This window comes from Nocardia brasiliensis IFM 10847, from assembly GCF_000710915.1.
GTDB classification, from domain to species: Bacteria; Actinomycetota; Actinomycetes; order Mycobacteriales; family Mycobacteriaceae; genus Nocardia; species Nocardia brasiliensis_A.
Genome location: NZ_BAUA01000202.1, coordinates 1 through 26,889, shown reverse-complemented (window position 1 = coordinate 26,889; position 26,889 = coordinate 1). Strand labels below are relative to the sequence as shown.

The following is a 26,889-nucleotide window of genomic DNA, read 5'->3' as shown; positions in this document are numbered from 1 at the left end:
CGGTGGTGATCCAGGCGCCCGGATTGGCCGGCACCCCGCGCGCCGGCCAACTGCGCAGCGCGTCGGCGAACGCCTCGTGCACCGCGTCCTCGGCCAGCCCGATATCGCCGACCAGCCGGGCGACCGTGGCCAGGGCACGGCCGAATTCGGCTCGGTAGATGCCGTCGATCGCCATGTCCTGGCCGTCGCGCACGATCAGAAGCCCACGTCGACGATCCGGCGCAGCTCGGTGCGCCCCTTCTCGCCACGCGGGATCCGCGCCCCGATCTCGCCGGCCCGCGCCGGACTCGCCGCGGTGAACACATAGAGCCCGTCGACCACCTCGGCGCCCTCGGTGAACGGACCATCGGCGAGCAGCAGGGCACCGTCACGTTCCCGCACGATGGTCGCCTCGGTCGGCGGCCGCAGCGCGCCGCCGCCCTGGATCGCCGGACCCACCTGATCGACGAACCGCTGATGCGCGGCGGCCATCGTGTCCCACTCCGGCGTATCGGGTGCGACGAAATCGCCCTGGGGCGACCACAGCAGCGCCAGCCACCAGTCGGCGCCGGGCGTCGAGTGCGGCAGCCACATCTGCATCGGCCGCACCTCGATCGAGCCCCGCGCCGCCGCCGGAATCTTCCTGGCGAGCTGGATCGCCTCGTCCAGATTCGCGCAGTCGAACACGTAGAAACCGGTGACCACCTCGTTCTGTTCGGTGAACGGGCCATCGGTGATCAAGGTTTCGCCGTCGCCACCGCGGATATTGACGGCCGTGGCCGACGGGTAGAGCGCCGCGCCGCCCGCGATCGCCGCGGCCGCCTGCTCTTGGAACGCCGCGTACTTCGCGACGCCCGCGTCGAACTCCGGTGTGCCCGGCGCGGCGCTCGGCCCGGATTCGCCGCCGACAATCGTGGCCAAGTAGTGCATGGTCGCCAACCTTCCTCGAACGGAGGGGTCCGATACCCTTCCCTACTCAGACGACGAACGCCGCGCGGATTTCTCTACACCCGGCCCGAAACTATTTCTACTCGCGGTCCCGTGCTCAGTCGTCGAGTTCGACGACGCGGCGCAGTTCTACGTGTCCTTTCTCCCCGCAGGGGATCCGGCTCGCGATCTCGGTCGCGGCGGCCTGGTCCGGGGCCACGAAGAGATACAGGCCGTCGATCACGTCGGCCGATTCGGCGAACGGGCCGTCGGTCAGGGACAGGTGGCCGTCCCGGACCCGCACCGTGGTCGCGGTCGTCGGTGGCTGCACCGCGCCACCACCGCGGATCGCCGCGCCGAACTTCGCACCGAACCGCTCGTGCTCGGCCACCGCGGGATCCCATTCGGGGGTGCCCGGTGCGATCACCGCGCCCGGGTTCTCCCACAGCAGCGCGAGCCACCAGTCCGGGCCGGGATCGTCGTGCGGCGCCCACTGGACCAGTGGACGCAGTTCGACCGCGCCGTCTTCGGCCGCGGGCGCGTGCCGGGCCAGCTCGATGGCCTCGTCCAGGTCCGCGCAGTCGAACACGAGGAACCCGCCGACCACCTCGGTCTGCTCGGGGAACGGGCCGTTGGTCGTGATCAGCCTGCCGCCGGTGTGCCGGAGTTCGACGGCGGTCTCGGCCGGGAACAGCGCGACGCCGCCCGCGATCGCCGCGCCCGCAGCGGCCTCGAAGGCGGCGTATCGCGCGACCTCCGCGTCGAATTCCGGGGTGCCCGGCTCGGCGTAGGGCGCGTCCGCGGGTCCCACCAATGTCGCCAAGTACTGCATGATCGCCATCCTTCCTCGAATCGAAGGGCCTGCTGCCCCTCTATTCAAGCGACGAACACCGCCACCGGGTCTCTACATCAGGCGCTCGGGCCTTTCGAAACAGGCCCTAGCCGCCCGCGAAGGGCGGCAGCACATCCACCCGCTGGGTCAGGGCGGCGGCGGGATCGCGGGTGAGCTCGTCACCGACCAGATACGCGCAGACCGACAGCATCTTGTCCAGATCGGGTCCGTACGACGCGGACAGGGTGGAACGCAGGTCGCCGACGGTCGCGCCGACCGGGAAGTCCAGGTGCTCGCGGTCCTTGCCGACGGCGTCCGCGATCGCGGCGAAGTAGCGGATCTCAACCACCGATGGCTCCCATCGTGCGTTCGGGCGGGACGAAGCCCTCGGCGTCGATACCGTGGCCCGCCCACTTGTTCCACATCGCACCGCGCCACAGCGTGGCCAGTTCGTCGTCGTCGGCACCCGAACGCAGCACCTGGCGCAAGTCGTATTCCTGATCGCTGAACAGGCAGGAGCGCAGCATGCCGTCGGCGGTGAGCCGGGTGCGGTCGCAGGTGTCACAGAACTTGCGGGTGACCGAGGCGATGATGCCGACGGTGGCGGGACCGCCGTCCACCAGCCAGGTCTCGGCGGGCGCGGCCGGATCGTCGCGACCGGCGGGGGTCAGCGTGAACCGCGCGCCGAGCACGTCGAGCAGTTCGGCGGCGGTGACCATGTTCGCGCGCGCCCATTCGTGATCGGCGTCCAGCGGCATCTCCTCGATGAACCGCAGCGCACACTGCTCGTCGAGGCACCACTGCAACAGATCCGCTGCGCCGGAGAGTGTTTCGCGCATCAGCACGGCGTTGATCTTCACCGGCGCGAGCCCGGCGTCGCGGGCGGCGCGGATCCCCGCCAGCGCGGAACCGAGCCGATCGCGGCGGGTCAACTCGGCGAAGCCCGCGCGATCCACGGTGTCCAGCGAGACGTTCACGCGGTGCAGCCCCGCGGCGGCCAATGCGTGCGCGCGGTGTTCGAGCCCGACGCCGTTGGTCGTCATCGCCAGCGGCACATCGGGCACCTGCGCGTGGCAGCCCGCGATGATCCGCTCCAGATCCCGGCGCATCAGCGGCTCACCGCCGGTGAACCGGACCTCCCGCACACCGAGTTCACGCACCGCGAGCCGCACCAACCGGACGATCTCGTCGACGGTCAGCAGCTCGTCCGGCGGGATCGCGGGCAGGCCCTCCTCGGGCATGCAGTAGGTGCAGCGCAGCGAGCACTTCTCCGTGATGGACACGCGCAGATCGCGCGCCACCCGCCCGAAGCGGTCCAGCAGGAAGGGCGTGTCGGGGCGTCCGTCGAGCGAGGGACGCCCGGACCGCACGGCAGGTATCCCCATCTCGACCAGAGTCACGTGTCCATTATGACCTCCGGCCCTCGATGGTCAGCCGCCGAAGGTACGGAAACCGTTGCCGATCATCGGACATTTTTCTGAGCTTCGTACAAGCGGGACAGGCGGCCGGTACCGATCGGCACCGATTACGCTGGCTCGCATGAATCCAAGGCCCGCCAGTATCTCGGCCCGGCCGGTCGACGAGTACCGCGACAGCATCGAACAGCTGTTGCGGCCGTTGGCCGCGCGGGCGGTCGAGGACGTCGCGGTGCCGCACGCGTTGGGCAGGCAGCTGGCCGACGATGTCCGCGCGCCCGTCGACCTGCCGGTGTTCCGCAATTCGGCGATGGACGGCTACGCGGTGCGCGCCGCGTCCGTCGCGGTCGCCCCCGTGACGCTGCCGCTGGCCGGTGTGGTCGCGGCGGGCGACGCGGGGCAGACACCGCTGCCGCCGGGCGCGGCGATGAAGGTGATGACCGGCGCGCCGATCCCCCCGGGCGCGGACTGTGTGGTCCCGGTCGAGGACGCGCGCGCGGACGACAGCACCGTGACGGTCGAACGCGGCCGCAGCGCAGGCGAATTCGTCCGGGAGCCGGGCACCGACGTGCGCGCGGGCGAGCTGCTCGCGCGCGCGGGCACCACCCTCGCGCCCCGCCACATCGCCGCACTCGCCGCGGTCGGGTTGCCCGCCGTCGCGGTGATGCGCCCGGTGCTCGCCGCGATCATCACCACCGGCGACGAGCTGGTCCCGGCGGGTGCCGACCTGCGCCCCGGGCAGATCTACAACTCCAACGGGATCGCGCTGGCGGCCGCGCTCACCGCGAACGGCGTCACCGTCGTCTCGGTCGAGCACAGCACCGACGATCCCGCGCAGTTCCGCAAGTTGCTCGCCGCCGCGACCGGCTGCGCCGATGTCGTCTTCACCTCCGGCGGGGTGTCCAAGGGTGATTTCGAGGTGGTCAAGGACGTGCTCGAGCCGCTCGGCGGGCAGTTCGGGCCGGTGGCGATGCAGCCCGGCGGACCGCAGGGACGCACCGTGGTCGACGGGGTGCCGGTGCTGAGCTTTCCGGGTAACCCGGTCAGCACCATGGTGTCGTTCGAGGTGTTCGCCCGGCCCATTCTGCGCCGGCTCGCCGGACTGGCACCGGCGCCGAGTTACGACCTGCCGCTGCACAACGCGGTGGCTCGCTCACCGCAGGGTAAGCGGCAATTCCTGCGCGGCAAGCTGATTCATCCGAAATCCGGCGATCGGTCTGCGCCGCAACAGCTTCCGGAGGCGGTCGAGGTGGTGTCCGGCCCCGGCTCGCACCTGGTCGCGAGCATGGCGTGGGCCGACGTCCTGATCGACGTTCCCGCCGAGGTCACCACGCTGCCCGCAGGCGCCGTGGTACGAGCGTGGACGCTGTGACACGCCTTGTCGCACAGCGGAGTTACCCGAGGAGTAGGCGATGAGTGAGTTGTCCCATGTGGACGGCGAGGGCCGGGCCCGCATGGTGGATGTGAGCGCGAAGGCCGACACCACCCGGGTCGCGCTCGCGGCGGGCGAGCTGCGGACCACCGCCGAGGTGATCGCGCTGGTGCGCGCCGACGACATGCCCAAGGCCGATGTGCTGTCCACCGCGCGGATCGCGGGCATCGCCGGGGCGAAGAAGACCTCGGAACTGATCCCGCTGTGCCATCAGCTGGCGTTGTCCTCGGTCAAGGTCGAGTTCGGTTTCACCGATACCGCGATCACCATCGAGGCGACGGCGAAGACCAAGGGGCCGACCGGCGTCGAGATGGAGGCGCTCACCGCGGTGGCCGTCGCGGGACTGACGCTGCACGACATGGTGAAGGCGGTCGACCCGGCGGCGACGCTGAACGACGTCCGTTTGCTCACCAAAGACGGCGGCAAGCACGGACATTGGGAACGGTCGGCGGCGTCACCCGCATCCGTGGCCGAAACCGTCAGCGCAGAAACCGATTTCGAGTCGCGCTCCGCGGTGGTCGTGGTCGCCTCGACCGGCGCGGCCGCGGGCACCCGGGTGGACACGACCGGCCCCGTGCTGGCGGAATGGCTTGCGGGCCTCGGATTTTCGGTACGCGGACCGCTGGTGTACGCGGACGCCGATATCGCCGTCGGCCTGGCCGACGCGCTGCGGTTCCAGCCGTCACTGGTGGTCAGCACCGGTGGCACCGGCGCCTCGCCGACCGACGCGACCCCCGAGGCCACCCTCGCCCTGCTCGACCGGGAACTCCCCGGCGTCGCGGAGGCGATCCGCCAGCGCGGCACCGCGAAATTTCCGCTCGCGGCGCTCAGCCGCGGCGTGGCCGGGCTGTCCGGCCGGTCGGTGCTGGTGAACCTGCCGGGCTCCCCCGGCGGCGTCAAAGACGGTATCGCGGTGCTCGAACCACTGCTCGATCATCTGCTCGCGCAAGTAGCCGGAGGCGGCAACCATGACGACAACTGAACCCACGGTCCGGCTCGCCCGGATCAGCGCCCAGCCGCTCGACGCGGCCGAGGTGGAGGCCGCGGTGACCGGACCGCACTACGGCGCGGTCGTGGTGTTCACCGGCAAGGTGCGCGACCACGACGGCGGCCAGGCGGTCGCCGCGCTGGAGTACTCGGCGCACCCGGAGGCCGAGCGCTTCCTGCGCAAAGTCTGCGCCGAACTGGCCGCCGCGTCGGAGTTGCCGGTCGCGGCCGTTCACCGGGTGGGCGAGTTGACGATCGGCGACGACGCGATCGTCGTTGCCGTCGCCGCGGCACACCGCGCCGAAGCGTTCACCGCGTGCGCCGAATTGGTGGACCGGATCAAACACGAGGTGCCGATCTGGAAACGGCAGCTGTTCGCCGACGGATTGTCCGAATGGGTCAATGCCTGTGGGGCGTAACAAGCCCGTGACTTGAATCCTATGACGAATCAATACGCCGGGGTTAGCGTTTCCGCGCGCGCAGTTCATCGACGGCGAGCTCGGCCGGACCTGCGTAGCGCAGCCGTTCAGCACAGCACCGGGGTGGCGGGGACCCCCGCGAGACACGGGAGGACGCGATGGGCACCGATCAGGTTCTGCTGCACCGCTTCGTCATCTCTCAACTCAGCGCGGCCGGGCTCGATCGCGACCGGCTGATCAAGGAGACCGGGCTACCGGAATGGACGATGGCCGGTGACGACGTGCACCTGCCCAGCCACACCTTTTCCCGGCTGTGGGAACTCGGCGAGCACGGACTGGGTGACCCTGATGTCGCGTTGCACGTGGCCCGGCGCTACCAGCTGCCCACGCTCGGCCTCTACGACTATCTGTTCTCCACCGCGCCGACCCTCGGCGCGGGCCTGGCCACCTGCGGGCCGTACGTCACCGCGGTGACCACCAATCACCGTTTCGATCTGGTCGCGGAGAACGACGAGGAGGTCACCCTGTATCTCGACATGATCCGGGGCGAGGGCCGCGGCCGCGACCTCACCCAGCTGTGGGGACTGACCGCCGTGCTCAGCCGCGCCCGCAGGGTGGTCCGAGAACCCCTTGTGCCGCTGCGGGTTTCGCTGCGCCAATCGGCGCCCGCGCAGGTGCGCACGTTCGTCGAGGTGTTCGGCACCACCGCGATCGAGTTCGACGCGCCGGTGGACGCGATGGTCTTCCGCGCGGCCGACATGGACCTGCCGCTCACCACCAGCGACCCGGTGCTCGCCGCCATCCTGCGACCACTCGCCGAGGCGCTGCCGCCCCCGCCGCCGCTGGCCGGCGCCTGGCCCGAACGCGTCGCGGCCGCCTTGGCCGACGCCTTGGAGTCCGGCGACGTGTCCCTGGATCGGGTGTCCCGCCGCCTGGCCACCAGTCCACGGACGCTGCAACGCCGCCTGCGGGAGGCGGGCACGACGTGGCGGCAGGAACTGGACCGGGCGCGCACCGCCCGGCTCGATGCGGCGACCGCGACGGGCAAGCTGAGTCCAGCGCGCCAGGCCGAACTCCTCGGCTACTCGGACGCGGGCTCGATGCGCCGCGCCGCGCGCCGCTGGTCGATCACGGCTTGAGGAAACGCGCCGCGATCCCCCAGAACGTGGCGTCCTCGATACCGCGGAAATCCCAGCCGTTGGCGACGGCGTGCGACTCGGCCACAATGCTGGGCACGTCGAAGTCGTAGCGCGTGGCGGTCCCTTTGGCCTCCAGCACCTCGATCACGTACGCGGTGGCGCTCTCCTGCGAATCCAACACGGAAAACTCCCATCGGTCGCCAAACGGATCTACTCGATCGTCAATCGGTGCGCCGACCCCGACACGTCGCGCGGCATGCTCGCTCCAATGCGCACGTGCCGACGCGGCGGGCACCAGGACAGTCTCGTGTCCGCCTCGCGCCGCCGCCACAACCGAACGCGCCAGTTTCGGACCGAACGCGCCAACTTTCGCGGAATCGATGCCAAATCGTGGGATCAGTGCGGCGTGTAGCGCCAGACCCCGAGCAGCGACTGCGGATCGAGCCACTCTTCGGCGGTGTGCACGGTGTCGTCCAGCCGCTTGCGGACCAGTTCGACGTCCATGCCCGCGCCGATCAGCACCAGCTGGGTGACGCGCTGCTCGCCGCGGGCCCAGTGCTGCGGCTCGAACACCAGGTGCCGCCCGACCAGATGCATGCCGAACTTGCGGCGCTCCTCGGCGACCGCGAACGCGGCGAAGCCCTTGGCCCGGAACAGGCCGGGCGGCGGATCCTCCAGGAACTCGATCAACCGGCGCGGGTCCAATTCCCGCTCGCTGGTGAAGGACACGCTGACGTAGTCGTCGTGGAGGTGGCGGTGCTCCGCGTGCCCGGATTCGTGCTCGTGTTCGTGCAGCAGCGCGTCGAAGCTCAATTGCTCGGCGACGCGCGGAGTTTCCCGCAGCGGTTCGTCGAACAGCAGGCCCGCCTCGAGCCTGCCGTGCGTGGTGGCGTACACCGGGACCTGCCCGACCACCGCCGAAATATCCTGTCGCAGTGCGGCAAGCTCGCTCGCGGGCACCCGATCGGCCTTGTTCACCACCACCAGATCGGCCAGTCGCAGGTGCGTGCTCAGCTCGGGATGACGCGTGCTGCTCGCCGGGAACTGCTCGGCGTCGACCACCTCGACCAGACCGCCGTAGCGGATGCGCGGGTTGTCGCTGCCCACCACCATGCGGATGAGGTTGCGCGGCTCGGCCAGACCGCTGGCCTCCACCACGATCACGTCGATCTTGGCGCGCGGCTGCGCCAGGCGGGTGAACATCTCGTCCAGTTCGCTGACGTCGACGGCGCAGCAGACACAGCCGTTGCCGAGCGAGACCATCGCGTCGACCTGCCCGGCCACCAGCATCGAGTCGATGTTGATCGCACCGAAGTCGTTGACCACCACCCCGATCCGGGTGCCGCGGCTGTTGCGCAGCAGGTGGTTGAGCAGCGTCGTCTTCCCGGAGCCGAGAAACCCCGCGACGATCACAACAGGTATCCGGTCAGCCACGCCGACCACCATACTGCGCGGCGCCGGCACCGCCGAAGCGCCGAACGGCACCCTCGACGAGGGTGCCGTTCGATGCTGCCGAAGACGCGCTACTTGGCCGGCGCCAGGAACTTGGCCGCGAGCGCGTAGGCGAGATTGATCAACTCCGCGGTGACCATGTTGTTGTCCACGCCCAGCGCCTTGGCCAGCGGCATCACCAGTTCGAGCACCATGTCCATGATTTCGCGGACGGCCGCCATATCGCTCGGGGTGTCCGTGGAGGGGCCGGTGCCCGGCAGGGACGGGCTCTGCTGGGTGCCCGGCGTGGATTGCTGGGTGCCGGGCGCGGGCGGCGTGAACGGCGAGGCCTGGCCCTGCGGCGCGGTCTGCGTGTTCGGGGCGGACGGCGCGTTCGGCACCGATTGGGCCTGCGGCACATTCTGGGCTTGCGGCGCGGCCTGTCCGGGCAGCGGGGTCAGCGTCTGCGGTGCGGCCTGTCCGCCCGGCGGATCGATCGACGCCGGATGCGGTTGCAGCGGCGAGTTCGCCGGCACCGGCGCGACAGCGGGCACGGGAGACGGATCCGGCGCAGCAGCGGGTACCGGGGACGGATCCGGCTGCGGCGCGGGCGCGTTGTCCGCCCCTGCGGCCGCCGCGGGGGTGGTTCCCGGCGGACCGAGCAGGTAGCTGACCAACCCCGTGGTGATGGTCATCGCGTGCTTCAGCTGTCCCTCTCGGCTTTCCAGCTGTGCCGCGTCGTCCAGGTTGGCGCCGTTGCCCATCTCGATGAACACATCGGGAATCTTGGTGAGCGCGGGACCGGCGATATCCCTGCGCGACATCAGGCCATCGGCACTGGCGTACGGCGCCGGCACGAAGCCCGACTGCAAGTACGCGTCGCGCATCGCCTTGGACGCCGCCAGACCCGCACCCGACTGGACCTTGTCGATCATCGCGTCGGGAATGGGGAGCTCGGGCACGATCAGATGGAAGCCGCGCTGGTCGGCGGGCGCGCTGTCGGCGTGGATGCTGACCGCGACATCGGCGCCCGACTTGTTCGCGGCCGCGGCCCGCTCGTCTATACAGCCGCCCCAGCCCTGGTCGTCCTGCCTGCTCAGCACCACGCGCGCGCCGAGACTTTCCAGCGAGGTCTGCACCAACTGCGCGACATTCCAGTTGATGGTGTGTTCCGCAACGCCGTGCACCGTGGTCATCCCGGTGGTCTGGCAGTCCTTCATACCGCCGCGACCGTCGCTGACCTGCTTGGCCACGTTCTCGCCGTGTCCGGGCCCCTGATGACCCGGGTCGAGGAACACCGTTTTGCCCGTCAGCTTCTTCGCCATCTCGGGGAAGGCGGGGCCGGCTGCCGCGGTACCCGGGACGAGCCCGGACAGCGTCACCGTGACCGCGGCCGTGACGGCGGAAGCTACTCCGGCCTTGATGATGCTTGGCTGCTTCATGTTCGGTCGGCACCCGGGGCCGGGCACCTCTCCCTTCCCATTAGTAACACCAAACCCAGTGGTTCACTCTGGCAACGCAAGCATCAGGATAGCAACACCAGTTACTGAACCGTTACCGCAGGAGATGTGTGTTCACAGTTGGTCACCTGCCCGACAGCAGCGAGTTCAGCAATCGTTCAGCCGGAGCGGTCGACGCGACTCGGTCACCCGGGAACGTCCCAGGCGAATCCGCCATCGAGAGAGCCGTTGCTGTGTAAGGTTTTTGGTGTTCAGCCGATCGCGCGGTACCGCTTCTGCGGCGCGGGTTGCGTTTACGCCTGTGCCCGATTCCGATATTTCCGGCACCAGGGGGCAGTAGATGGCAGAGCACGAACCCGCACCGCCCGCGCGCAGCGGCAGCAGGTACGGATCGACCCACTTCTGGACCGTGGTCGGCAGCGCGGCGGGCGTGGTCGGCGCGGTGGTCGCGCTGATCTTCGGCATCGCGCAGTGTTCCGGGCCCGATTCCGCCGAGCCGCCGATCCCTCCGTCGCCCTCGACGCCGCCGCCGTCCGCGACTACCGCCACTCCGACGACCACGGTCGAACCGCCGCTGGCGCAAGGGCACGCCAAACTGATCAACGTCGAAGGCATCGACCTGGACAACGGGCAGGTGCGGGATCAGAACGTGCCCGGGGTCGATATGAGCCCCTCCAAAACCGCCGACTCCCTCAACGCCATGACCGACGGCAACGCGCGCTTCGCGGTACCGCAGGACCGAACCCGTACCGGCGCCGACCGCTGCGCCGCGATCCCCACGGTCAGTTGGACGCAGACGCTGGACGACGTCTACCACCTGACGACCGGCAGCCACCTCTGCGTGCAGACCGACCAGGGCAACCTCGCCGACCTGACCCTCACCCATATCCCTTCCGCCGCAGAGCAATACCTCGAGTTCGACTTCGTCACCCGGCGCGGCGGATAGGCGAGCGACCGCGCGGGAGGTGCAGCGCGTTCGACGGCTCAGGCGCCGCGGGGCAGCCTGCGCAGGGAGCGCAGGGCGTAGTGGACGCGGGTTTTCACGGTGCCCACGGGGACGCCGATATCGTCGGCCACTTCTTGATAGGCGCGGTCGCGCAGGATCACCTCGATCACCGCTTCGCGCTGCGACGCGGGGAGCCGGGAGAGCAACTCGGCGACGAGGAGTCCGTCGACCAGGCCCTCCGAGAAGTCGGGGTGGGCGTAGCGGACATCGCTCAGCTCGCCGATCTCGTCCCACCCGGTGTCGCCGGGACGGGCGGCGCGCGAGCGGGCCGTGTCGATGACGACGTTGCGCAGGATGGTCAACAGCCAGGTGCGCACGGTGCCCTTGGTTTCGTCGAAGTACGCGCACGAACGCCACGCCCGCAGCAGCGACTCCTGCACCGCCTGCTCGGCCAGGCCGCTGTCGCCCAGCATCCGCACCGCGCGCCAGTGCAGCAGGGCTCGGTCGCTCGCCAGTATCGCCGCAAGCCCGGCGTCGGTACACAACCCCGCGCAGGCGGCACCGCAGGGAACCGGCCGCCGAGCTGTCCGGCCGGACTCGAGCCGAGCACACGTCATACCTGAGATATCGCGGCGGACCGGACCGATGACAACAGCGCGGGCGAACCGGTCATGCATCGCGACAAGAAAAGCGAAATGCGCCACATCCAGCTGCGACCTCTGGTAGATCTTGGCCCCGGAGATTCGCCGATCTCCCAGGTCAACCGCTGCGCGGCAGTCGGAGCACGATTCGAGGAGAACATCACCATGCGTGCAGGCACGCTTCTTGCCGCGGGTGCCATGGCGTCCGCGCTGACCTTACTCGGCGCCGCGACGGCCGCCGCGGAACCCGCGAACACGATGCCCGAGGACGGCCTCTACCTGGTGGGCGTCGATATCTTCCCGGGCTGGTGGGAGGCGCCGGGCGCGCCGGACCGCGATCACCCTTGCGACTGGCGCAGGTTGTGGAAAGTCGAGGGCGACAACACCGACATGCGCAACATCATCGGCAACGACTACACCCGTGGCGGCCGGGTGCTCGCGGAGATCAAGCCCACCGATGTGGCGTTCACGACGAAGAACTGCGGGCCGTGGCGGCTGGTACCGGCGCCGCCCCGCTCGGGATCGTTCGGCGGCTGAGCGCCCGTGCTCGTTATCGTCGTGCCATGACGCGGACGAAGATTCTGATCACCGGCGCGAGCGCCGGGCTCGGCGCGGCGATGGCCCGCGATTTCGCGAGCAAGGGCCGCGATCTCGCGCTGTGCGCTCGTCGCCTGGACGCGTTGACCGCGCTGCGTGACGAAATCCGCGCGGCGCACCCCGGCAGCACGGTCGCCGTCCGCGCGCTCGACGTCGACGACCATCCGGCGGTGCCGCGGGTGTTCGGCGAGTTGCGCGACGAACTCGGCGGGCTGGACCGGGTGATCGTCAACGCGGGCATCGGCAAGGGCGCAGTACTCGGCACCGGCCGAGCGGACGCCAATATCGCCACGGCGACAACGAATTTCGTCAGCGCGCTGGCCCAGGCCGAGGCGGCGCTGGAGATCTTCCACGCCCAGCACGCCGGACACCTGGTGCTGGTGTCCTCGATGAGCGCGATTCGCGGGCTGCCAGGCAAGAAGGCCGCGTACTCGGCGAGCAAGGCCGGTCTCGCCGCACTCGGACAGGCGCTGTCCACCGAACTGGCGAACTCGCCGATCGCCGTCACCACCCTGCTGCCCGGATTCATCGCCACCGACATGGCCGCCAAGGCCGGTGACGCGCGTTTGGTGGCGCCGCTGGCGAAGGGCGTCGCGGCGATGGTGGGCGCGATCGAAAAGGAACAGCGGCGGGCGTGCGTCCCGGCGTGGCCGTGGCGGCTGATCGATCTGGTGCTGCCGCGGCTGCCGGGTGCGGTGGTCCAGCGCATCAGCTGAAAAGTGCTGTGCGCCACATAAACGGACGCTGAGAGTTAGCTGAATGTCCGAATTTATATTTCTTTAACACCTTCCGTCGCTATTTGACGCTTCCTTTGCAGTGCTTGTTACGTTCGCGTAATAAACCCCGACGAACCTGTGCGGAGGTTCGTATTTATGGGCCGCGCCGGCTCGAGCCCCCGAGGGGCCGAAGGTGCTCCTGCTGAGGAAAGTGTTTGAGGTACATGAAGGTCAAGAAGTTCGCTGCCGCGTCCACCCTGGTCATCGCGGCCATCGGCATCACGAGCGGCACCGCCTACGCGGCGCCTGTCGACCCGGCCCCGGCCCCCGGAACGACCGTGCAGACCGATATTCTGCCCGGCATCCATTACACCGCGAATGTGGTGGACAAATCGGTTGTCCTGAAGACCGACGCCGGTTCGCTGACCACCCAGGGCACGCAGTTCCAGGTTCTGGACAATCAGGGTCGCCTGGTTGCCGGAATGCCGCTGACATATCTCAAAGACGGCCTGGAATGGCCGATCGCGGCCCAGATCGACGGCAACACCGCCACTTTCACGCCGAGCACCGACCCGGCGACGGCGCGCCCCGCCGCCATGCTGAAGCCGGCCGAGGCCAAGGACATCGCGGGCGCCGACTTCAACACCGCGCTCAGCACCGCCGCCACCCAATTCGGCCTGGCCACCGCGATCGGCACCCTGGTCGGCACCATCGTCGGCGGCATCCTCGGCTGCGTCGCCGGCGCCATCATCGGTGCTCCGCTCGTGGTGCCGACGTTCTTCGCGGGTCCGATCGGCCTGTGCCTCGCCGGCGCGGGCGTCGGCATCGCCCTCGGGGCGGCGGCCGGCATGGTGCTGCTCGGCGTCCCGGTCGGCATCGCCAGCGCGATCCAGTTCTTCAGCGCCGTCTACGGATAACCCGCAGCACCTTCCTTCCGATGCCCGGTACGGGACGCATTTCGCGTCCCGTACCGGGCATCGTCGTGTTCGAAGGTCGGCGCGACCGCACGACGCCGGGAATATGCGCGCGGCGCAGGTCGTTCTGCCTGCTGGATGCGCCACTCTTGCGTGGTGTAGATCGACCAGGTACTCTCGGCCAGGTCTTCTCCTTGTGGATGTAGGTAGCTCCTCCCACAGGAATTCCGAGATCCCTTTCCGAATCCGGCTTTCAGCGCCGCTCCGGTATTTCGAGGATCCCACCTCCGACGACGCGTCCCACGACGCCGTCGCATATCCGGCCGTTCGCCGTACCCACGAACCCTTACCTGAAGGAAAACCCATGAACACCAATACTTCTGAGCAGTCCACGCGCTCGGTCACCGGTATCCTCGACATCGTCGGAAACCGGGCCACCCTGCGCGTCGACGGCTACGCACCCAGCCCGCTCGACCTCATCGTGCCCCAGCGCCTCGTCCGCACGCACCACCTGCGCCGCGGTGACTTCCTCACCGGCACAGCGCAATCCGCGAGTACGGACGACAAACCCGCGCCGCTGCTGACGGTCGCGACGGTCAACGGGCAGTCCCCCGGCAAACTCACCGCCCGGCCGTCCTTCGCCGAGCTGGTACCCATCCACCCCAACGAACGCCTGCGCCTGGAAACCGAGCAGCACGCCCTCACCACCCGGGTGACCGACCTGGTCATGCCGATCGGCAAGGGGCAGCGCGCGCTCATCGTCGCACCGCCCAAGGCGGGCAAAACCTCTGTGCTGCAAGCCATCGCGCACGGCATCGCGAAGAACCACCCCGAATGCGAACTCATGCTCGTGCTGGTCGGCGAGCGTCCCGAAGAGGTCACCGACCTCAGCCGTGCGGTGCCCGCCGCTGTGGCCGCGTCCACCTTCGACCAGCCCGCCAAGGAGCACGTCGCGGTGGCCGAACTCGCCATCGAGCACGCCAAACGCCTCGCCGAGATGGGCCGCGACGTGGTCGTGCTGCTCGATTCGCTGACCCGGCTCGCCCGCGCCTACAACCTGGCCAGCCCTTCCTCGGGCCGCGTGCTGTCCGGCGGTGTCGAGGCCGCCGCCCTCGCCCCGCCCAAGCGCTTCCTCGGCGCGGCCCGCAATTTCGAGCACGGCGGCTCGCTCACCATCATCGCCACCGCTTTGGTGGAGACCGGATCGGTGGCCGATACGGTGATCTTCGAGGAGTACAAGGGCACCGGTAACGCCGAATTGAAACTGGATCGCGCCGCCGCGAACCGGCGTGTCTTTCCCGCCGTCGACATCGCCCAATCCAGTACTCGCCACGACGAATTGCTGCTCGCGCCCGACGAGCGCGCCACGGTCGACACGCTGCGCCGCACGCTCAGCACACTGGACGGCCAACAGGCGCTCGACCTGCTGCTCGAGGGTCTGCGCAAGTCCGAGACGAACGCGGAGTTCCTCGCCCCCATGCGCCGCTGAGCGGGTTTTCGCCCTCGATACGGTCCCGGCCGAAACCCGCCGGAGTCCCCCGCCGCCCGCTGCTGGACTGGCGACGTGGCCACGATGCTCCCCACTCCCGCAACGACATCCGCTCCGAACGCGCGCGCCGGCCGACTCGCCGTCACCGCGGTGACCATCGCGATCTTCGCGATCGTCACCACCGAGATCCTGCCGATCGGACTGCTCACCTCGATCGGCGCCGACTTCACCGTCTCCGACGGGAACGCCGGGCTGATGATGGCCGCGCCCGGACTGATCGCCGCCGTCGCCGCGCCCGTGGTGACCGTCGCGTCCGGCCAGGTCGATCGCCGAATAATGTTGTGCCTGTTCATGTTCCTGCTCGTCACGGCGAACGTGCTGATGGCCGTGGCGTCCGCGTACCCGCTCGTGCTGGTGTCCCGGGTACTCGTCGGCGTCACCATCGGCGGCTTCTGGTCCATCGCGGCCGGACTGGCCGAGCGCCTCGTGCCCGCCGCCGCGGCGCCCCGGGCCAACGCCGTGATCTTCGCCGCGGTGCCGCTCGGCTCCGTGCTCGGCGTGCCCGCGGGCACGCTGTTCGGCGAGATCGCGGGCTGGCGTATTACTTTCGCAGCGCTCGGTGCGCTGTCCGCGCTGGTACTCGGCATGCTGGTGGTGTTCCTGCCGCCGCTGCCCGCCCGCCGCGGCACCGACGCGGCCGTGCTGCGCGCCCTGCTGCGCGGCAGCAATATCCGATTCGCGCTGCTGGCCACGTTTCTCGTCGTTTTCGCGCACTTCGGTACCTACACCTACGTGACGCCGTTTCTCGAGCAGGTGCCCCGGCTCGGCCCGGGACTCGTCACGCTCGTGCTGCTGAGCTACGGCGTCGCGGGCATTCTCGGCAATTTCCTGGGCGGTGCCACGATCTCCCGGTACCCGCGCGCCACCTTCGGGTGCGCGGCGGCGCTGATCGCGCTCGCCGCGCTGCTGCTGCCGGTGCTCGGCCGATCGCTACCGGGCGCACTGTGCCTGCTCGTTGTCTGGGGCCTCGGCTACGGCGCGGTACCGGTGTCCTCGCAGGCCTGGTTCGGCAAGGCCGCGCCGACGGTGCCGGAGGCCGCCGCCGTGCTGTTCACCGCCGCGTTCCAGGCGACGTTCGCCCTCGGCGCGCTGGCCGGGGGCGGCGTCCTCGACCGGACCACGCCCAGCACGCTGCTATCGCTCGGCGGGCTGACCGCGGCGCTCGTACTCGTCACGGTGGCGATGCACGCCCTGCGACGACACACCTGGCCGGACCCCACACCATTACCACGGGGGTAATCGACTCGGCCCCACCCCACGGGCAAGATCGTCACCATGATCGACGAGACGGGCACCATGCTCTTCCACCAGACCATGCCGTTCACCGAGCGGCTCGGCATCGAGGTGCTCGAGCACGGCCCCGCTCTGGTCCGCAGCCGCCTCGCCTGGGACGAATCGCTGTGCACCCTGGGCGGTGTCGTCCACGGCGGGGTGCTGATGTCGCTGGCCGACGCGACGGGCGCGGTGTGCGCCTATCTGAATCTGCCCGAGGGTGCGCAGGGCACGACCACCGTCGAATCCAAGACGAACTTCCTGCGCGCGGTCCGCTCCGGCTATGCCACCGCTTCGGCCACGCCGCTGCACGCCGGCCGCTCGTTCATCGTCGTCGAAACCGAAATACGCGACGACGCCGGGAAACTCGTCGCCAAGGTGGCCCAAACCCAGGCGGTGCGGTAGGCGCGCGGCCACCGTTGCTGCCCCGCGCCATCGCGAAGGCGCGCACCATCGGCTGACCCCGGACACTCGAAAGCCCGGCCGCGCAAGCACATTCGCCGCGCGGACGGGCTTCGCCCCGGTCAGCCGAAGAGCACGACGCTCAGCGCGCCGATGAAGACCAACTGGACCACCGTGCGCAGCGGCAGCGGCATGGTCTTGATGCCGGTGCCCGCCTTGGCCGCTCGGATATTGGCCGGGAACATCAGGACCATCATCGCGATCAGTGCCACCGCGGCGAGTTTCGCGGTGGCCGGGATGAGCAGCCCGGCCGCCCCCAGCAGTTCCAGTACGCCGGTGAGCGTGACCAGCGCGGCCGGGCCGGGCAGTTGCGGCGGCACCATGGCGATCAGGGCTTCCCGGCGCGGCGACAGGAAGTGCGCACTGGCGGTGAGCACGAACATCGCCGCGAGGCCGAGTGCGGTGGCGTGCGGCCACGAATCGAGCCACGCGGGTCCGGCCAGCAGGCCGATGAGCCGAGCCACTGCGGTGATGACGACGAGAACGATCAGCGGTGCCATCAGGCCTCCTCCATGTCTTGCGCTGGATCAGCTGCCCGCGCTCAATCTTGACAGTGGAAAGATTAGGACGCTCCCGCAAACTTGTCAATGACTAGATTCTCGGGCACCATCGAGACATGGCGAAAACCGGTTACCACCACGGCGATCTGCGGGCCACCATCCTGGCTGCGGCCGCCGCGCAGATCGCGAGCGACGGCGTCGACGCGGTATCCCTGCGGGAGCTGGCCCGCCGGGCGGGGGTCTCGCACGCGGCGCCCGCACATCATTTCGGCGACCGCGCGGGCGTGCTGACCGCGCTGGCCGTCGAGGGTTTCGAGTTGCTCGGGACCGCACTGGAAGCCGCGGGGCCGGACTTCCGCGAGGTCGCCGTCGCCTACATCCGCTTCGCGCGCGAGCATCCCGGCCATTTCGACGTGATGTTCCGCCACACCCTGTTACGCGACGACGATCCGCGCTTGGCCGCAGCCCGGCTGCGGGCCGGTGCGGCGTTGCGCGTCGGCAGCGTCACCATCCACCCCGGCGACGCCGACCGCCAGCAGTCGACACAGCTCGCGGCCTGGTCCCTGGTGCACGGCTTCGCCGCGCTGTGGCGAGAAGGGGCACTGGACAATTCGAGTCTCGCCGCCGGCGCCGATCCCGAGACGCTGGCCCGCCGGATGCTGGCCACGGTGCACTTCGACTGACCGGCAAACTTCTCCGCCGGACAGCAAATCCCGGACAACGTGAACAACCACCGCGCCCGTACGGCACAGTGGGGCAGCAGGATTGCGGAAAGGAGCTGGCGCCACACCCGTGGCCGCCGTCGACACGATGGACATCCATGCTTACCCGACCGAGTGCACCACCCCGGTGACCCTCGCCGAAGCGGAGCGACTCGCCGAGCGCTACCTGGCTTTCGACGCGGACGCCGGGCGCGGTGTCACCAACCGGATCACCGAGTTCGACAGCTGTTTCGTCGTCGTGGCCACCTTCGCGCCCCCGGCGCCCACCGAATCCCGCACCCCGCCTGGGCCGCTGCCCATCGGCGGCACCGTGAGCACCATCGACAAAGCCTCCGGTGCGATCACCCTGTGGCCGACCTACCCGCCCGACGTGGTCGCCGGACACCACGCCGCCGCCGTCCAGAACGGCACCTTCATCGTCGAGGAGACCTGGCCCAGCTGACCCCCGATGCCGGACATCGTCGCTCGAACCCCGTGTCGGGAAACGCATTCGAGCGTCGCACCCAGCTACCGGAAGTCGCGGCCGCGGTGACCCCGGTCTCACCTGTCACATTCGGCGCACGTATTTCGTCTTCTCTGTAAGCGGCCACGAGCAGACAGGACGAAATCATGACCGGCACGATTCTGGTCACCGGCGGGACCGGGACCTTGGGGCGACAGGTGGTTCCGCTGCTGGTGGCGGCAGGGGCCGAGGTGCGGCTACTCAGCAGGAACACACAGGAGCCCGCAGCGGGAATCGAGTACGTGACCGGCGATCTGCTGACGGGCACGGGGGTCGCGACCGCGGTCGACGGCGTCGAGGTGGTGTTGCATCTGGCCGGCGGGCCGAAGGGCGACGAGGTGGTGACCGCGAACCTGATGGACGCGGCGGCGCGAGCCGGGGTTCGGCACCTGGTGTACATCTCGGTGATCGCGGCCGACGCGATTCCGCTCGGCTATTACCGGGCCAAGGCCGAGTCGGAGCGCATCGTCGCGGAGTCGGGGGTGCCGTGGACCACGTTGCGCGCAGCGCAGTTCCACGATCTGGCACTCACCGCGGTGCGCGCGCTGGCGAAGTTGCCGGTGGTGCCGATTCCGACTGGCATGCGGCTGCAACCGGTCGACGTCCGCGATGTCGCCCGGCGGCTGGTGGAGTTGGTGCAGGCGGAGCCGGCCGGGCTGGTCGCGGACCTCGCCGGACCGACCGTCTACGGACTGGGCGAGGTGGTCCGCGACTATCTGCGGGCCGCCGGTAAACGACGGTTGCTGCTGCCGGTGTATCTCCCCGGCAAGGCGGGCAAGGCCTATCGGGTCGGCGCGAACCTGACCTTCGACGGGACTCAGCTCGGCGAGCGGACCTGGGAGCAGTTCCTCGCCGAACACGTGGGCTGAGCGCTGCGGCGACTCATCCGTCAGGGGGAGGCGCGGATCAATCCGGAGGGTGAGGCGGTGCGGTCCGGCCGCGGCCCAGACTGACTGCTGTGCGCAGGAACGTGAGGGCGGCCGTCGACGAGACGCCCCGGCGGATGATCGAGCGATTGCCGGGCGGCGCGATCGATCTCGGTTTGACCGCGGTGGTCACCGTCGCGAGTGTGGGACCGACGGTGCTGGCGCGGCAGCCATGGTGGGTCGTGCTGCTTTCGGCCCTCGCGTCCGTGCCGGTGTGGTGGCGTCGGCGCGCACCCGTGACGACCTTCTTGATCGTCGGCCCGGCGATCACGTTGCTCGCGTGCGCGCACGCGATGCCCGCACTGCCGTACGGCACCATCGTCTGCGCCTACACCATCGCGGCCTACAGCCCGCCCCGCCGACGGCACGTGGCCTTCGGCGCGGGTGCGGCCGGCATCCTGCTGTCGCTGATCATCCCCGACGAAAGCCCCGATTCCTACGCCTACGCGGCCATGTCGTTCCTCACCGCGTGGGCGCTCGGCACGGGGGTGCGGGCCCGCCGGACGCAGATCGAGATGCTCGAGGAACGCGCCCGCAGGCTCGAGGAGGAACGCGGCGCGGCACTGGACCGCGAACGCCTGCGCATCGCGCGGGACATGCACGACATCATCACCCATTCGGTGGGTTCGATGATCGTGCAGGCCGAGACCGGCCCTTTGTTCACCGGCACCGACCCGGCGCGCGCCGATGCCGTCTTCGGCGGTATCGCGGAGACCGGTCGCGTTGCGGTGCAACAACTTCGATGTTCGCTGGGCACGCTGCGCGGCGAAACGGCCGACCCGCCGCATCAACCGGGCATCGAGGCGATCGCCGACCTCGTCGCACTGTCTGAACGCACCGGCCTCAACGCGGAGCTGGACGAGGACGGCCCGCGACGCGCGATCGCCGACGAGGTCGCGGTCACCGCGTATCGGGTCGTGCAGGAGGCGCTGACCAACACGGCGAAGCACGCGCGGGCCAACCGCGTGCGCGTGCTACTGCACTGGTCGGATCACGCACTCACCGTGCGTGTTTCGGACAACGGCGCGGGTCCCGCGAGCGCGCCCCGGCCCGGCTACGGACTACTCGGCATGCGTGAGCGGGTCACCGGCTCCGGCGGCACGCTGCGGCACGGCCGCAGCGCCGACGGCTTCGCGGTCGACGCCGAACTTCCACTCGGACAGCGGGGTTGAGCGTGCGCGTACTGGTGGTCGACGACCAGGACCTGTTCCGCGCGGCATTCAGCCTGATCCTCGCCGCGGATCCCGGCATCACGGTGGTCGGCGAGGCCGCCGACGGTCTGGAAGCGATCGACAAGGCGGACTCGCTCACCCCCGACGTAGTGGTCATGGACGTGCGCATGCCGCGGCTGGACGGCGTCGCCGCCACCCGGCGCATCTGCGCCCGCACCTCAGCGAAAGTGTTGGTACTCACCATGTTCGACCTCGACGAGTATGTCTACGACGCGCTACAGGCCGGCGCCAGCGGGTTCCTGCTGAAGGACCTGCGCCGCGAGGAGCTGATCGACGCGGTGCGCGTCGTGAACGCGGGCGAGGCGCTGCTGGCGCCCACCGTGACCCGGCGCCTGATCGCCGAGCTGAGTCACCGCGGCAGCCCGCGTCCCGAGCTGACCAAGCGCCTCGACGAGCTGACCGAGCGCGAACGGGATACGTTGCGCGAGCTGGCGCGCGGGCTGTCGAACGCGGAACTGGCGGCGGCGCTGATGGTCAGCGAGCACACGGTGAAAACCCATGTCAGCTCGGTACTCTCGAAACTCGGGCTGCGGGATCGGGCGCAGGCGGTGGTGTTCGCCTACGAGGCCGGACTGGTGGTGCCGGGCGGGCGTCGCTGACCGCGCGCTCCGCCGTAGGAGTGAGTCGCAGACCGCTCGTCTCGGCGATGTGCCCCGCCCCGCGCAGCTCGAATATTCAGGGGGTGAAACGTTTTCTACCCGCCGCACTGGCGATCGCGACCTCCGCACTGCTCTGGCATCTCGGCACCGGGTTACGGCCGCTGCCAGGACTGGCGATCCTCGCCCCGCTGCCGGTCCTGCTGCTCGTCTCGCGGGTGTCCGCCGCAGCGGCCTTCCTGGCCGGAGCTCTGTCCTGGCTCGGCGTGGTTGCCCAGCTGTGGCCCTATTTCCGCGACACATTGGAACAACCGGCCCCCGTGACGGTCCTGCTGCTCGGCGGAACCACCGTGCTGTTCGGCGGCGTGGTCGTGCTCACCCGCGCGCTGCTGCTGCGCGGGCGAGCAGGTTTCGCGGTGCTGGCACTGCCCGCGGCGTGGGCGGGCGTGGAATTCCTGCTGGCGGTGGCGGGTCCGTTCGGCGCCTGGTGGAGTATCGCCTACAGCCAGGCCGACCTGCTGCCCCTGATCCAGACGGCCTCACTCACCGGCGTATGGGGCCTCACCTTCCTGATGCTGCTCCCGGCTTCCGCGATCGCGGTTCTCTGCGCGGCGGAAATCACTCGGGCACAGCGCCTTCGCACGACGGCAGTGGTATCTGCCGGTGTGGCTGCGTTGTTCGCGTTCGGCTGCTGGCGACTGGCCGCGACGCCCGAGACCGACACGGTCGCAGTGGGGTTGGTCGCGGTGAGACAGCCACCCGAATACGTCCCCGTGGACTCCGCGGCGGGACGGGAGATGGTCTCCCGTGTTGTTCGCGAGATCGAGCAACTCGCCGATCACGGCGCCGAGGTCGTGGTGCTGCCCGAAAAGTCCTGGCGGGCCGACGACGCCACGCTCGCACTGCTCGCCGAACCGCTGACCGAGGTCTCGCGGCGGCGCGATGTCCACGTGGTGGCCGGTCTCGTCCTGACCACCGGCGGCGCCAGCTACAACGCCGCCATCGAATTCCCCTCCGGCGTGCGCTACGCCAAACACTTCCTGATCCCGGGCCTCGAGGACGAGCACCGGCCGGGCACCCAGTGGCAGCAGGTGCCCGGCCGCCCGTGGGCCTTGGCGATCTGTTACGACCTCGACCATCCCGATCTGGTCCGGGCGAACCAGCGCCGCGGTGCGCGCTTGCTCCTGGCGCCCGCGCTCGATTTCACCGACGACTATTGGCTGCACAGCCGGATGGCCGTGCTGCGCGGTGTGGAATTCGGACTCGGCGTGGCCCGCGCGCCGCAACTCGGCGAATCGGTGGCCAGCGACAGTCGCGGCCGGGTTCTCGCGTCCGCGCGCACCGATGTCGGCGTCACGCGGACCGTGTTCGCGCGGATACCGCTGACCGAAGCGGCCACGGTGTACGCGCGGTTCGGGAACTGGTTCGGCTGGGTCTGCGTGGCGGTGTGGGCCGGCGCCTTCGTCGCCGCGGCCGGGGGTCGAAAAGCCGAGAGGTCGCGCACCGATTCGCAGGGTTGATGCCCAGCGGGCGGCACCGAGCACACAGACCGTTATCGTTCTGTGATCATTCGCACAGTGGCCCCCTTCGTCGCAGGTCACACCCCCTGCGGGCCGAATCCGCCCGCGGCACCGCCTGTTTGCGCTGGTTGAAACCTGGGTACCGGTCTATTTCGTGCCCAGTCTCTGGCCGTCAAGACCCCGGAGGTTGGAAGCGAGGTCAACGTCCGTCCGCGGACTGGAGAGGAAATGCAGTGACTGATCAGAAACCGGAGAGTTTTCCGTTACGGCGATCGGTCGCCGCGTCCGCGATGGGCAACGCCACCGAGTGGTTCGACTACGGCGTCTACGCGGCGACCGCGACTTACCTCACCGATGCCTTCTTCCCCGGCGAACTCGGCACCCTCGGCACCATGCTCGGCTTCGCCGTCTCCTTCGTCCTGCGCCCGCTCGGCGGCATGGTGTGGGGACCGCTCGGCGACCGGATCGGCCGCAAAGCCGTGCTGGCCACGACGATCCTGCTGATGGCCGCGGCCACCGGGGCCATCGGCATCCTGCCGACACACAGCAGCGTGGGCGTGTTCGCCCCGATCCTGCTGATCGGCCTGCGGGTGGTGCAAGGCTTCTCGACCGGCGGTGAATACGGCGGCGCCGCAACGTATCTGGCCGAATGCGCGTCCGACAAACGCCGCGGCTTCCTGGGCAGCTTCCTGGAATTCGGCACGCTCGCGGGCTTCGTCGGCGGTTCGGCCACGGTGCTCGTCTGCCAGCTCGCCATCGGCTCCGACGCGATGCACGACTGGGGCTGGCGCATCCCGTTCCTGCTGGCCGTCCCGCTCGGGCTGGTCGGCTGGTACCTGCGTTCACGGCTCGACGAGAGCCCGGTGTTCACCGAGGTCGCGGAGGTCGCCGAGCAGACCGATCAGGAGCATCGGCCCGGCGGCCTGCACGGGCTGCGCGAACTCGTCACCACCTACCGGCGGGAGCTGCTCACTTTGGGCGGGCTCGTCGTCGCGCTCAACGTCGTCAACTACACGCTGCTCACCTACCAGCCGACCTACCTGCAGAAGACCATCGGCATCAGCGAATCCGGCACTACCGCGATGATGCTGATCGGCCAGACGGTCATGATGGTCACGCTGCCGTTCTTCGGCCGCCTGTCCGATCGCGTCGGCCGCCGCCCGATGTGGTTGTTCTCGCTGGTCGGCTTGGCAGTGCTGGCCCTGCCCATGTACTGGCTGATGGGTCAGGGCACCGCGTGGGCGATCATCGGATTCATCGTGCTCGGACTGCTCTACGTCCCCCAGTTGTCCACGATCAGTTCGACCTTCCCCGCCATCTTCCCGACCCAGGTCCGCTACGCGGGTTTCGCGCTGGCCTACAACGTCTCCACCGCCGCCTTCGGCGGCACCGCTCCGCTGGTCAACGAGGCCGCCATCGAGTCGACCGGCTGGTCGCTGTTCCCGGCCGCGTACATGATCGGCGCCAGCCTGATCGGCTTGGTCGCCTGGTGCTTCCTGCGCGAAACCGCGGGCACCTCGCTGCGCGGCACCGAAGTGCCCGACGCGGGCGAGGACGCGCCGGCCATCATCCCCGCCGGACCCGCGGGAGCCGCCCTGGCGCCCTGACCCGAACGGCAGCACGGAAATGGCCTAGGCGATTCTCGATTTTCGCCTCGGTCATCTCCTGTTTTCCGGGCCGGTCAATTCTTTCGAAATTGCGGTAGCCCCCGATAAACACCTGAATCATGCGGACTTGCCAGCGGTACCGGTGGTTATCCCGGATCGCCGCGCGCCCGCACTAGCGTGTTGAACGTTTGATATCCACGCAGATGTACCACTTCGATCAGAGAAGGGGCTACACATGATTTACAAGCTAGGAACCGCGGTCGCCGCCGGCGCGGCCGCAGCCCTGCTGTTCTCCGGCGCCGCCGCGCACGCGTTCGAGCCGGGGCAGGACGCCAAACCACCGACGACCGAGCAGTGCAAGCAAGGCACGAGCCCGCAATCGGGCGACGTCCCCGCCGACGGCACCGGCAATCAGCAGTCCGGCACCCAGCCGAGCGGCACGTCCGATCCCCTGACCGGCATGCTGGACAGCGGCAGCGCGAAAGCACCGATCGCGGCGCCCACCGACGACAACGGCAGCGCTGACACGCCGGGTTGCCCGGACCAGAGCGGTACCGGCAACGGCACCCAAGACGGCACCAGCACGGCGCCGAACGGTGGCGCACAGCGCAGCGGCGAATCCGACGGCAACGGCGCAACCCCGAAGAGTGGCGGCGCCGAGAAGAACGGCGGAACCGAGAAGAACGGATCCGGTAAGAAGACCGAATGACCGGCCACCATCGATAGACGATCCGTTCCGCGCGGCGAAGTGGGCCCAGCGCGGCACAGACGGAATCAACCAGCGTCGCCGCCCGGGTTCGTCCCGGCGGCGACGCTTTTTTTCGACACCGATTCGGTGACTTTTCCGCGTTTCATACCGACCAGTTTTGCTCATAGTGATCTGAGCCACTATCGTGTTGAACGTTTGATCAGCACGTACGCATGTACCACTTCGATACGAGAAGGGGCTTTACATGAAACGCATGATCGGATCGGCGGCGGCTGCTGGTGTAGCCGTATCACTCATATTCACCGGCGTCGCCGGGGCCGTTCAGCCCGGCCCGGGCACAGCTCCCGGTGCACAGGGCGGCGCACAGGTCGGCCCGCAGGGCGGCACCGCGCAAGGCGGCGCACAGGCGCCCGGCGCGGGCGCGAACGGCGGCGCGCAAGTCGGCCCGAACGGCGGCGGCCTGCAGGGCGGGGCACAGGGACCGGGCGGAGCCGGAGCAAACGGCGGCGCGCAGGTCGGCCCCGATGGCGGCACCCTGCAAGGCGGCGCACAGGGACCGGGCGGAGCCGGAGCAAACGGCGGCGCGCAAGTCGGCCCCGATGGCGGCACCCTGCAAGGCGGCGCACAGACACCCGGCGGCGGCGGAGCAAACGGCGGAGCGCAGGTCGGCCCTGACGGCGGCGGCCTGCAGGGCGGGGCACAGCTGCCGGACCCGTCCGAGATGCTCGGTGACCTGCCCGGCCTGAACGGCACCAATCCGCTCGAAGGCTTGCCCTTCATGGGCGGGAACGGCGGGGCGGCCCTGCCCGGCATACCGGACCTGAAGCTGCCGTTCTAGTTCCGGCAGCCAGGTATCCCGCCAGGGCGGTGCGGACCGCCCTGCGGATTCGCTGACGGCCGCCACACGGCGCACCCGGTAGCCGTGCCTCTTGCCGGCGATCAGGAGGCATCGGCCGCAGCGAACCGGAGTCGTTCGGCGTCGCCGCCGGGTCATGCTCGGCGACGACGCCGAACGGCGCAAGTTCGACAGCGGCGCGGGGGAACGCACTGGCGGTCGGCGCCGGCCCTCGACCGCAAAGGAGCAGCAAGACAGGTCTTTTTCGCGCATTGTGCCGAGCCGGTGACGAGTTGGGCGTTTGATGTTCGAGTACGCATGTACCACTTCGAGGCGAGATATCGAGACGAGAAGGGGCTACACATGAAGCGCACGATCGGGATCGCGGCCGCCGCTGGGCTGACCGCGACATGCATGTTCGCGGGCATCGCCGCAGGCGCGCCTGACTCGGCCGCACCTGCCGCACCAGCGCCAGCCGCACCAGCGCCAGCCGCTCCCGCGGCTCCCGCACCGGCACCGGCCGCACCGGCACCGGACGCACAGGCAGCTCCGGCACAGGCGGCACCCGCACCGGCCGCACCCGCACCAGCGGCACCGGACGCACAGGCGGCTCCCGCACCGG

General features: G+C 69.6%; 29 protein-coding genes and 1 pseudogene. 20 read left to right on the top strand and 10 right to left on the bottom strand.

What is annotated here, in order from left to right:
* The 5 genes from NBRGI_RS40105 to moaA all read right to left on the bottom strand — a co-directional run.
* Positions 1-175: sigma factor (locus NBRGI_RS40105; protein WP_268808472.1), on the bottom strand; the 175-nt coding region annotated here is incomplete at its 3' end.
* Between the two features lie 20 nt (positions 176-195).
* Positions 196-909: a YciI family protein gene (locus tag NBRGI_RS40100; RefSeq protein ID WP_029903095.1), complete on the bottom strand. Its 714-nt coding sequence runs from the start codon at positions 907-909 to the stop codon at positions 196-198.
* 115 nt (positions 910-1,024) lie between these two features.
* Complete coding sequence (locus NBRGI_RS40095; protein WP_029903093.1) at positions 1,025-1,738, bottom strand: YciI family protein; 714 nt, start codon at positions 1,736-1,738, stop codon at positions 1,025-1,027.
* A 106-nt stretch (positions 1,739-1,844) separates the two neighbouring features.
* Positions 1,845-2,087 (bottom strand): MoaD/ThiS family protein, encoded by a 243-nt coding sequence (locus tag NBRGI_RS40090; RefSeq protein WP_014987278.1) that lies wholly within the window; start codon positions 2,085-2,087, stop codon positions 1,845-1,847.
* Positions 2,080-3,138: a GTP 3',8-cyclase MoaA gene (gene moaA / locus NBRGI_RS40085; RefSeq protein WP_029903091.1), complete on the bottom strand. Its 1,059-nt coding sequence runs from the start codon at positions 3,136-3,138 to the stop codon at positions 2,080-2,082. The genes NBRGI_RS40090 and moaA overlap by 8 nt, the downstream gene beginning before the upstream one ends.
* A 139-nt stretch (positions 3,139-3,277) precedes the next feature.
* On the opposite strand from moaA, the gene NBRGI_RS40080 reads away from it, so the two are divergent.
* The 4 genes from NBRGI_RS40080 (at position 3,278) to NBRGI_RS40065 (ending at position 7,130) form a co-directional block, all read left to right on the top strand.
* On the top strand, positions 3,278-4,525 hold the full coding sequence (locus NBRGI_RS40080) for a molybdopterin molybdotransferase MoeA (protein ID WP_029903089.1): 1,248 nt from the start codon (positions 3,278-3,280) through the stop codon (positions 4,523-4,525).
* 40 nt (positions 4,526-4,565) lie between these two features.
* Positions 4,566-5,567, top strand: coding sequence for a bifunctional molybdenum cofactor biosynthesis protein MoaC/MoaB (gene moaCB / locus NBRGI_RS40075; protein ID WP_029903087.1), 1,002 nt, complete (start codon positions 4,566-4,568; stop codon positions 5,565-5,567).
* On the top strand, positions 5,554-5,991 hold the full coding sequence (locus NBRGI_RS40070) for a molybdenum cofactor biosynthesis protein MoaE (RefSeq protein ID WP_029903084.1): 438 nt from the start codon (positions 5,554-5,556) through the stop codon (positions 5,989-5,991). The genes moaCB and NBRGI_RS40070 overlap by 14 nt, the downstream gene beginning before the upstream one ends.
* A 158-nt stretch (positions 5,992-6,149) precedes the next feature.
* Complete coding sequence (locus tag NBRGI_RS40065; protein ID WP_029903082.1) at positions 6,150-7,130, top strand: AraC family transcriptional regulator; 981 nt, start codon at positions 6,150-6,152, stop codon at positions 7,128-7,130.
* Here the strand turns inward: NBRGI_RS40065 and NBRGI_RS40060 are convergent.
* The 3 genes from NBRGI_RS40060 to NBRGI_RS40050 all read right to left on the bottom strand — a co-directional run bounded on the left by NBRGI_RS40060 (position 7,120) and on the right by NBRGI_RS40050 (position 10,003).
* On the bottom strand, positions 7,120-7,311 hold the full coding sequence (locus tag NBRGI_RS40060) for a hypothetical protein (RefSeq protein WP_029903080.1): 192 nt from the start codon (positions 7,309-7,311) through the stop codon (positions 7,120-7,122). The genes NBRGI_RS40065 and NBRGI_RS40060 overlap by 11 nt on opposite strands.
* Before the next feature lie 215 nt (positions 7,312-7,526).
* Positions 7,527-8,576 (bottom strand): CobW family GTP-binding protein, encoded by a 1,050-nt coding sequence (locus NBRGI_RS40055; RefSeq protein ID WP_029903078.1) that lies wholly within the window; start codon positions 8,574-8,576, stop codon positions 7,527-7,529.
* Positions 8,577-8,653: 77 nt separating this feature from the next.
* Positions 8,654-10,003: an N-acetylmuramoyl-L-alanine amidase gene (locus tag NBRGI_RS40050; RefSeq protein WP_029903076.1), complete on the bottom strand. Its 1,350-nt coding sequence runs from the start codon at positions 10,001-10,003 to the stop codon at positions 8,654-8,656.
* A gap of 358 nt (positions 10,004-10,361) precedes the next feature.
* Here NBRGI_RS40050 and NBRGI_RS40045 point away from each other — a divergent pair, with 358 nt between their 5' ends.
* Positions 10,362-10,967 (top strand): hypothetical protein, encoded by a 606-nt coding sequence (locus tag NBRGI_RS40045; protein ID WP_029903074.1) that lies wholly within the window; start codon positions 10,362-10,364, stop codon positions 10,965-10,967.
* Positions 10,968-11,005: 38 nt separating this feature from the next.
* Here NBRGI_RS40045 and NBRGI_RS40040 read toward each other — a convergent pair whose 3' ends face one another.
* The gene (locus tag NBRGI_RS40040) at positions 11,006-11,512 is read right to left on the bottom strand and encodes a sigma-70 family RNA polymerase sigma factor (protein WP_029903072.1); all 507 of its coding nucleotides are present in this window, start codon (positions 11,510-11,512) and stop codon (positions 11,006-11,008) included.
* 126 nt (positions 11,513-11,638) lie between these two features.
* On the opposite strand from NBRGI_RS40040, the gene NBRGI_RS40035 reads away from it, so the two are divergent.
* From NBRGI_RS40035 to NBRGI_RS40010, 6 genes and pseudogenes are all read left to right on the top strand, one after another.
* Positions 11,639-12,145 carry a hypothetical protein gene (locus tag NBRGI_RS40035; RefSeq protein ID WP_235211270.1) on the top strand — a complete coding sequence of 169 codons (507 nt, stop codon included), beginning with the start codon at positions 11,639-11,641 and terminating at the stop codon, positions 12,143-12,145.
* Between the two features lie 26 nt (positions 12,146-12,171).
* Complete coding sequence (locus NBRGI_RS40030; protein WP_029903068.1) at positions 12,172-12,921, top strand: SDR family oxidoreductase; 750 nt, start codon at positions 12,172-12,174, stop codon at positions 12,919-12,921.
* A 224-nt stretch (positions 12,922-13,145) separates the two neighbouring features.
* Positions 13,146-13,838, top strand: a complete 693-nt coding sequence (locus NBRGI_RS40025) for a hypothetical protein (RefSeq protein WP_051728403.1) — start codon at positions 13,146-13,148, stop codon at positions 13,836-13,838.
* A 364-nt stretch (positions 13,839-14,202) separates the two neighbouring features.
* Positions 14,203-15,324, top strand: a pseudogene (locus NBRGI_RS40020) (transcription termination factor Rho, short form); the annotation flags it as partial.
* Between the two features lie 84 nt (positions 15,325-15,408).
* Positions 15,409-16,623 (top strand): MFS transporter, encoded by a 1,215-nt coding sequence (locus tag NBRGI_RS40015; protein WP_051728404.1) that lies wholly within the window; start codon positions 15,409-15,411, stop codon positions 16,621-16,623.
* Between the two features lie 36 nt (positions 16,624-16,659).
* Positions 16,660-17,061, top strand: a complete 402-nt coding sequence (locus NBRGI_RS40010) for a PaaI family thioesterase (protein ID WP_029903059.1) — start codon at positions 16,660-16,662, stop codon at positions 17,059-17,061.
* Positions 17,062-17,180: 119 nt separating this feature from the next.
* Here NBRGI_RS40010 and NBRGI_RS40005 read toward each other — a convergent pair whose 3' ends face one another.
* Positions 17,181-17,618 carry a DoxX family protein gene (locus NBRGI_RS40005; protein WP_029903057.1) on the bottom strand — a complete coding sequence of 146 codons (438 nt, stop codon included), beginning with the start codon at positions 17,616-17,618 and terminating at the stop codon, positions 17,181-17,183.
* A 116-nt stretch (positions 17,619-17,734) separates the two neighbouring features.
* Between NBRGI_RS40005 and NBRGI_RS40000 the strand changes: the two genes are divergently transcribed.
* The 9 genes from NBRGI_RS40000 to NBRGI_RS44710 all read left to right on the top strand — a co-directional run bounded on the left by NBRGI_RS40000 (position 17,735) and on the right by NBRGI_RS44710 (position 26,270).
* On the top strand, positions 17,735-18,301 hold the full coding sequence (locus NBRGI_RS40000) for a TetR/AcrR family transcriptional regulator (RefSeq protein WP_029903056.1): 567 nt from the start codon (positions 17,735-17,737) through the stop codon (positions 18,299-18,301).
* 109 nt (positions 18,302-18,410) lie between these two features.
* Positions 18,411-18,782 carry a hypothetical protein gene (locus NBRGI_RS39995; protein ID WP_029903055.1) on the top strand — a complete coding sequence of 124 codons (372 nt, stop codon included), beginning with the start codon at positions 18,411-18,413 and terminating at the stop codon, positions 18,780-18,782.
* 167 nt (positions 18,783-18,949) lie between these two features.
* Complete coding sequence (locus NBRGI_RS39990) at positions 18,950-19,711, top strand: SDR family oxidoreductase (protein WP_029903052.1); 762 nt, start codon at positions 18,950-18,952, stop codon at positions 19,709-19,711.
* 89 nt (positions 19,712-19,800) lie between these two features.
* Positions 19,801-20,940, top strand: a complete 1,140-nt coding sequence (locus tag NBRGI_RS39985; protein ID WP_148311147.1) for a sensor histidine kinase — start codon at positions 19,801-19,803, stop codon at positions 20,938-20,940.
* Positions 20,937-21,599, top strand: coding sequence for a response regulator (locus NBRGI_RS39980; protein WP_029903048.1), 663 nt, complete (start codon positions 20,937-20,939; stop codon positions 21,597-21,599). Before NBRGI_RS39985 ends, NBRGI_RS39980 begins: the two co-directional genes overlap by 4 nt.
* Before the next feature lie 83 nt (positions 21,600-21,682).
* The gene (locus NBRGI_RS39975) at positions 21,683-23,116 is read left to right on the top strand and encodes a nitrilase-related carbon-nitrogen hydrolase (protein WP_051728401.1); all 1,434 of its coding nucleotides are present in this window, start codon (positions 21,683-21,685) and stop codon (positions 23,114-23,116) included.
* Positions 23,117-23,406: 290 nt separating this feature from the next.
* Positions 23,407-24,723: an MFS transporter gene (locus NBRGI_RS39970; RefSeq protein WP_051728400.1), complete on the top strand. Its 1,317-nt coding sequence runs from the start codon at positions 23,407-23,409 to the stop codon at positions 24,721-24,723.
* Between the two features lie 235 nt (positions 24,724-24,958).
* The gene (locus NBRGI_RS39965; RefSeq protein WP_029903042.1) at positions 24,959-25,432 is read left to right on the top strand and encodes a hypothetical protein; all 474 of its coding nucleotides are present in this window, start codon (positions 24,959-24,961) and stop codon (positions 25,430-25,432) included.
* 244 nt (positions 25,433-25,676) lie between these two features.
* On the top strand, positions 25,677-26,270 hold the full coding sequence (locus tag NBRGI_RS44710; protein ID WP_029903040.1) for a hypothetical protein: 594 nt from the start codon (positions 25,677-25,679) through the stop codon (positions 26,268-26,270).
* Positions 26,271-26,889: the final 619 nt, after the last annotated feature.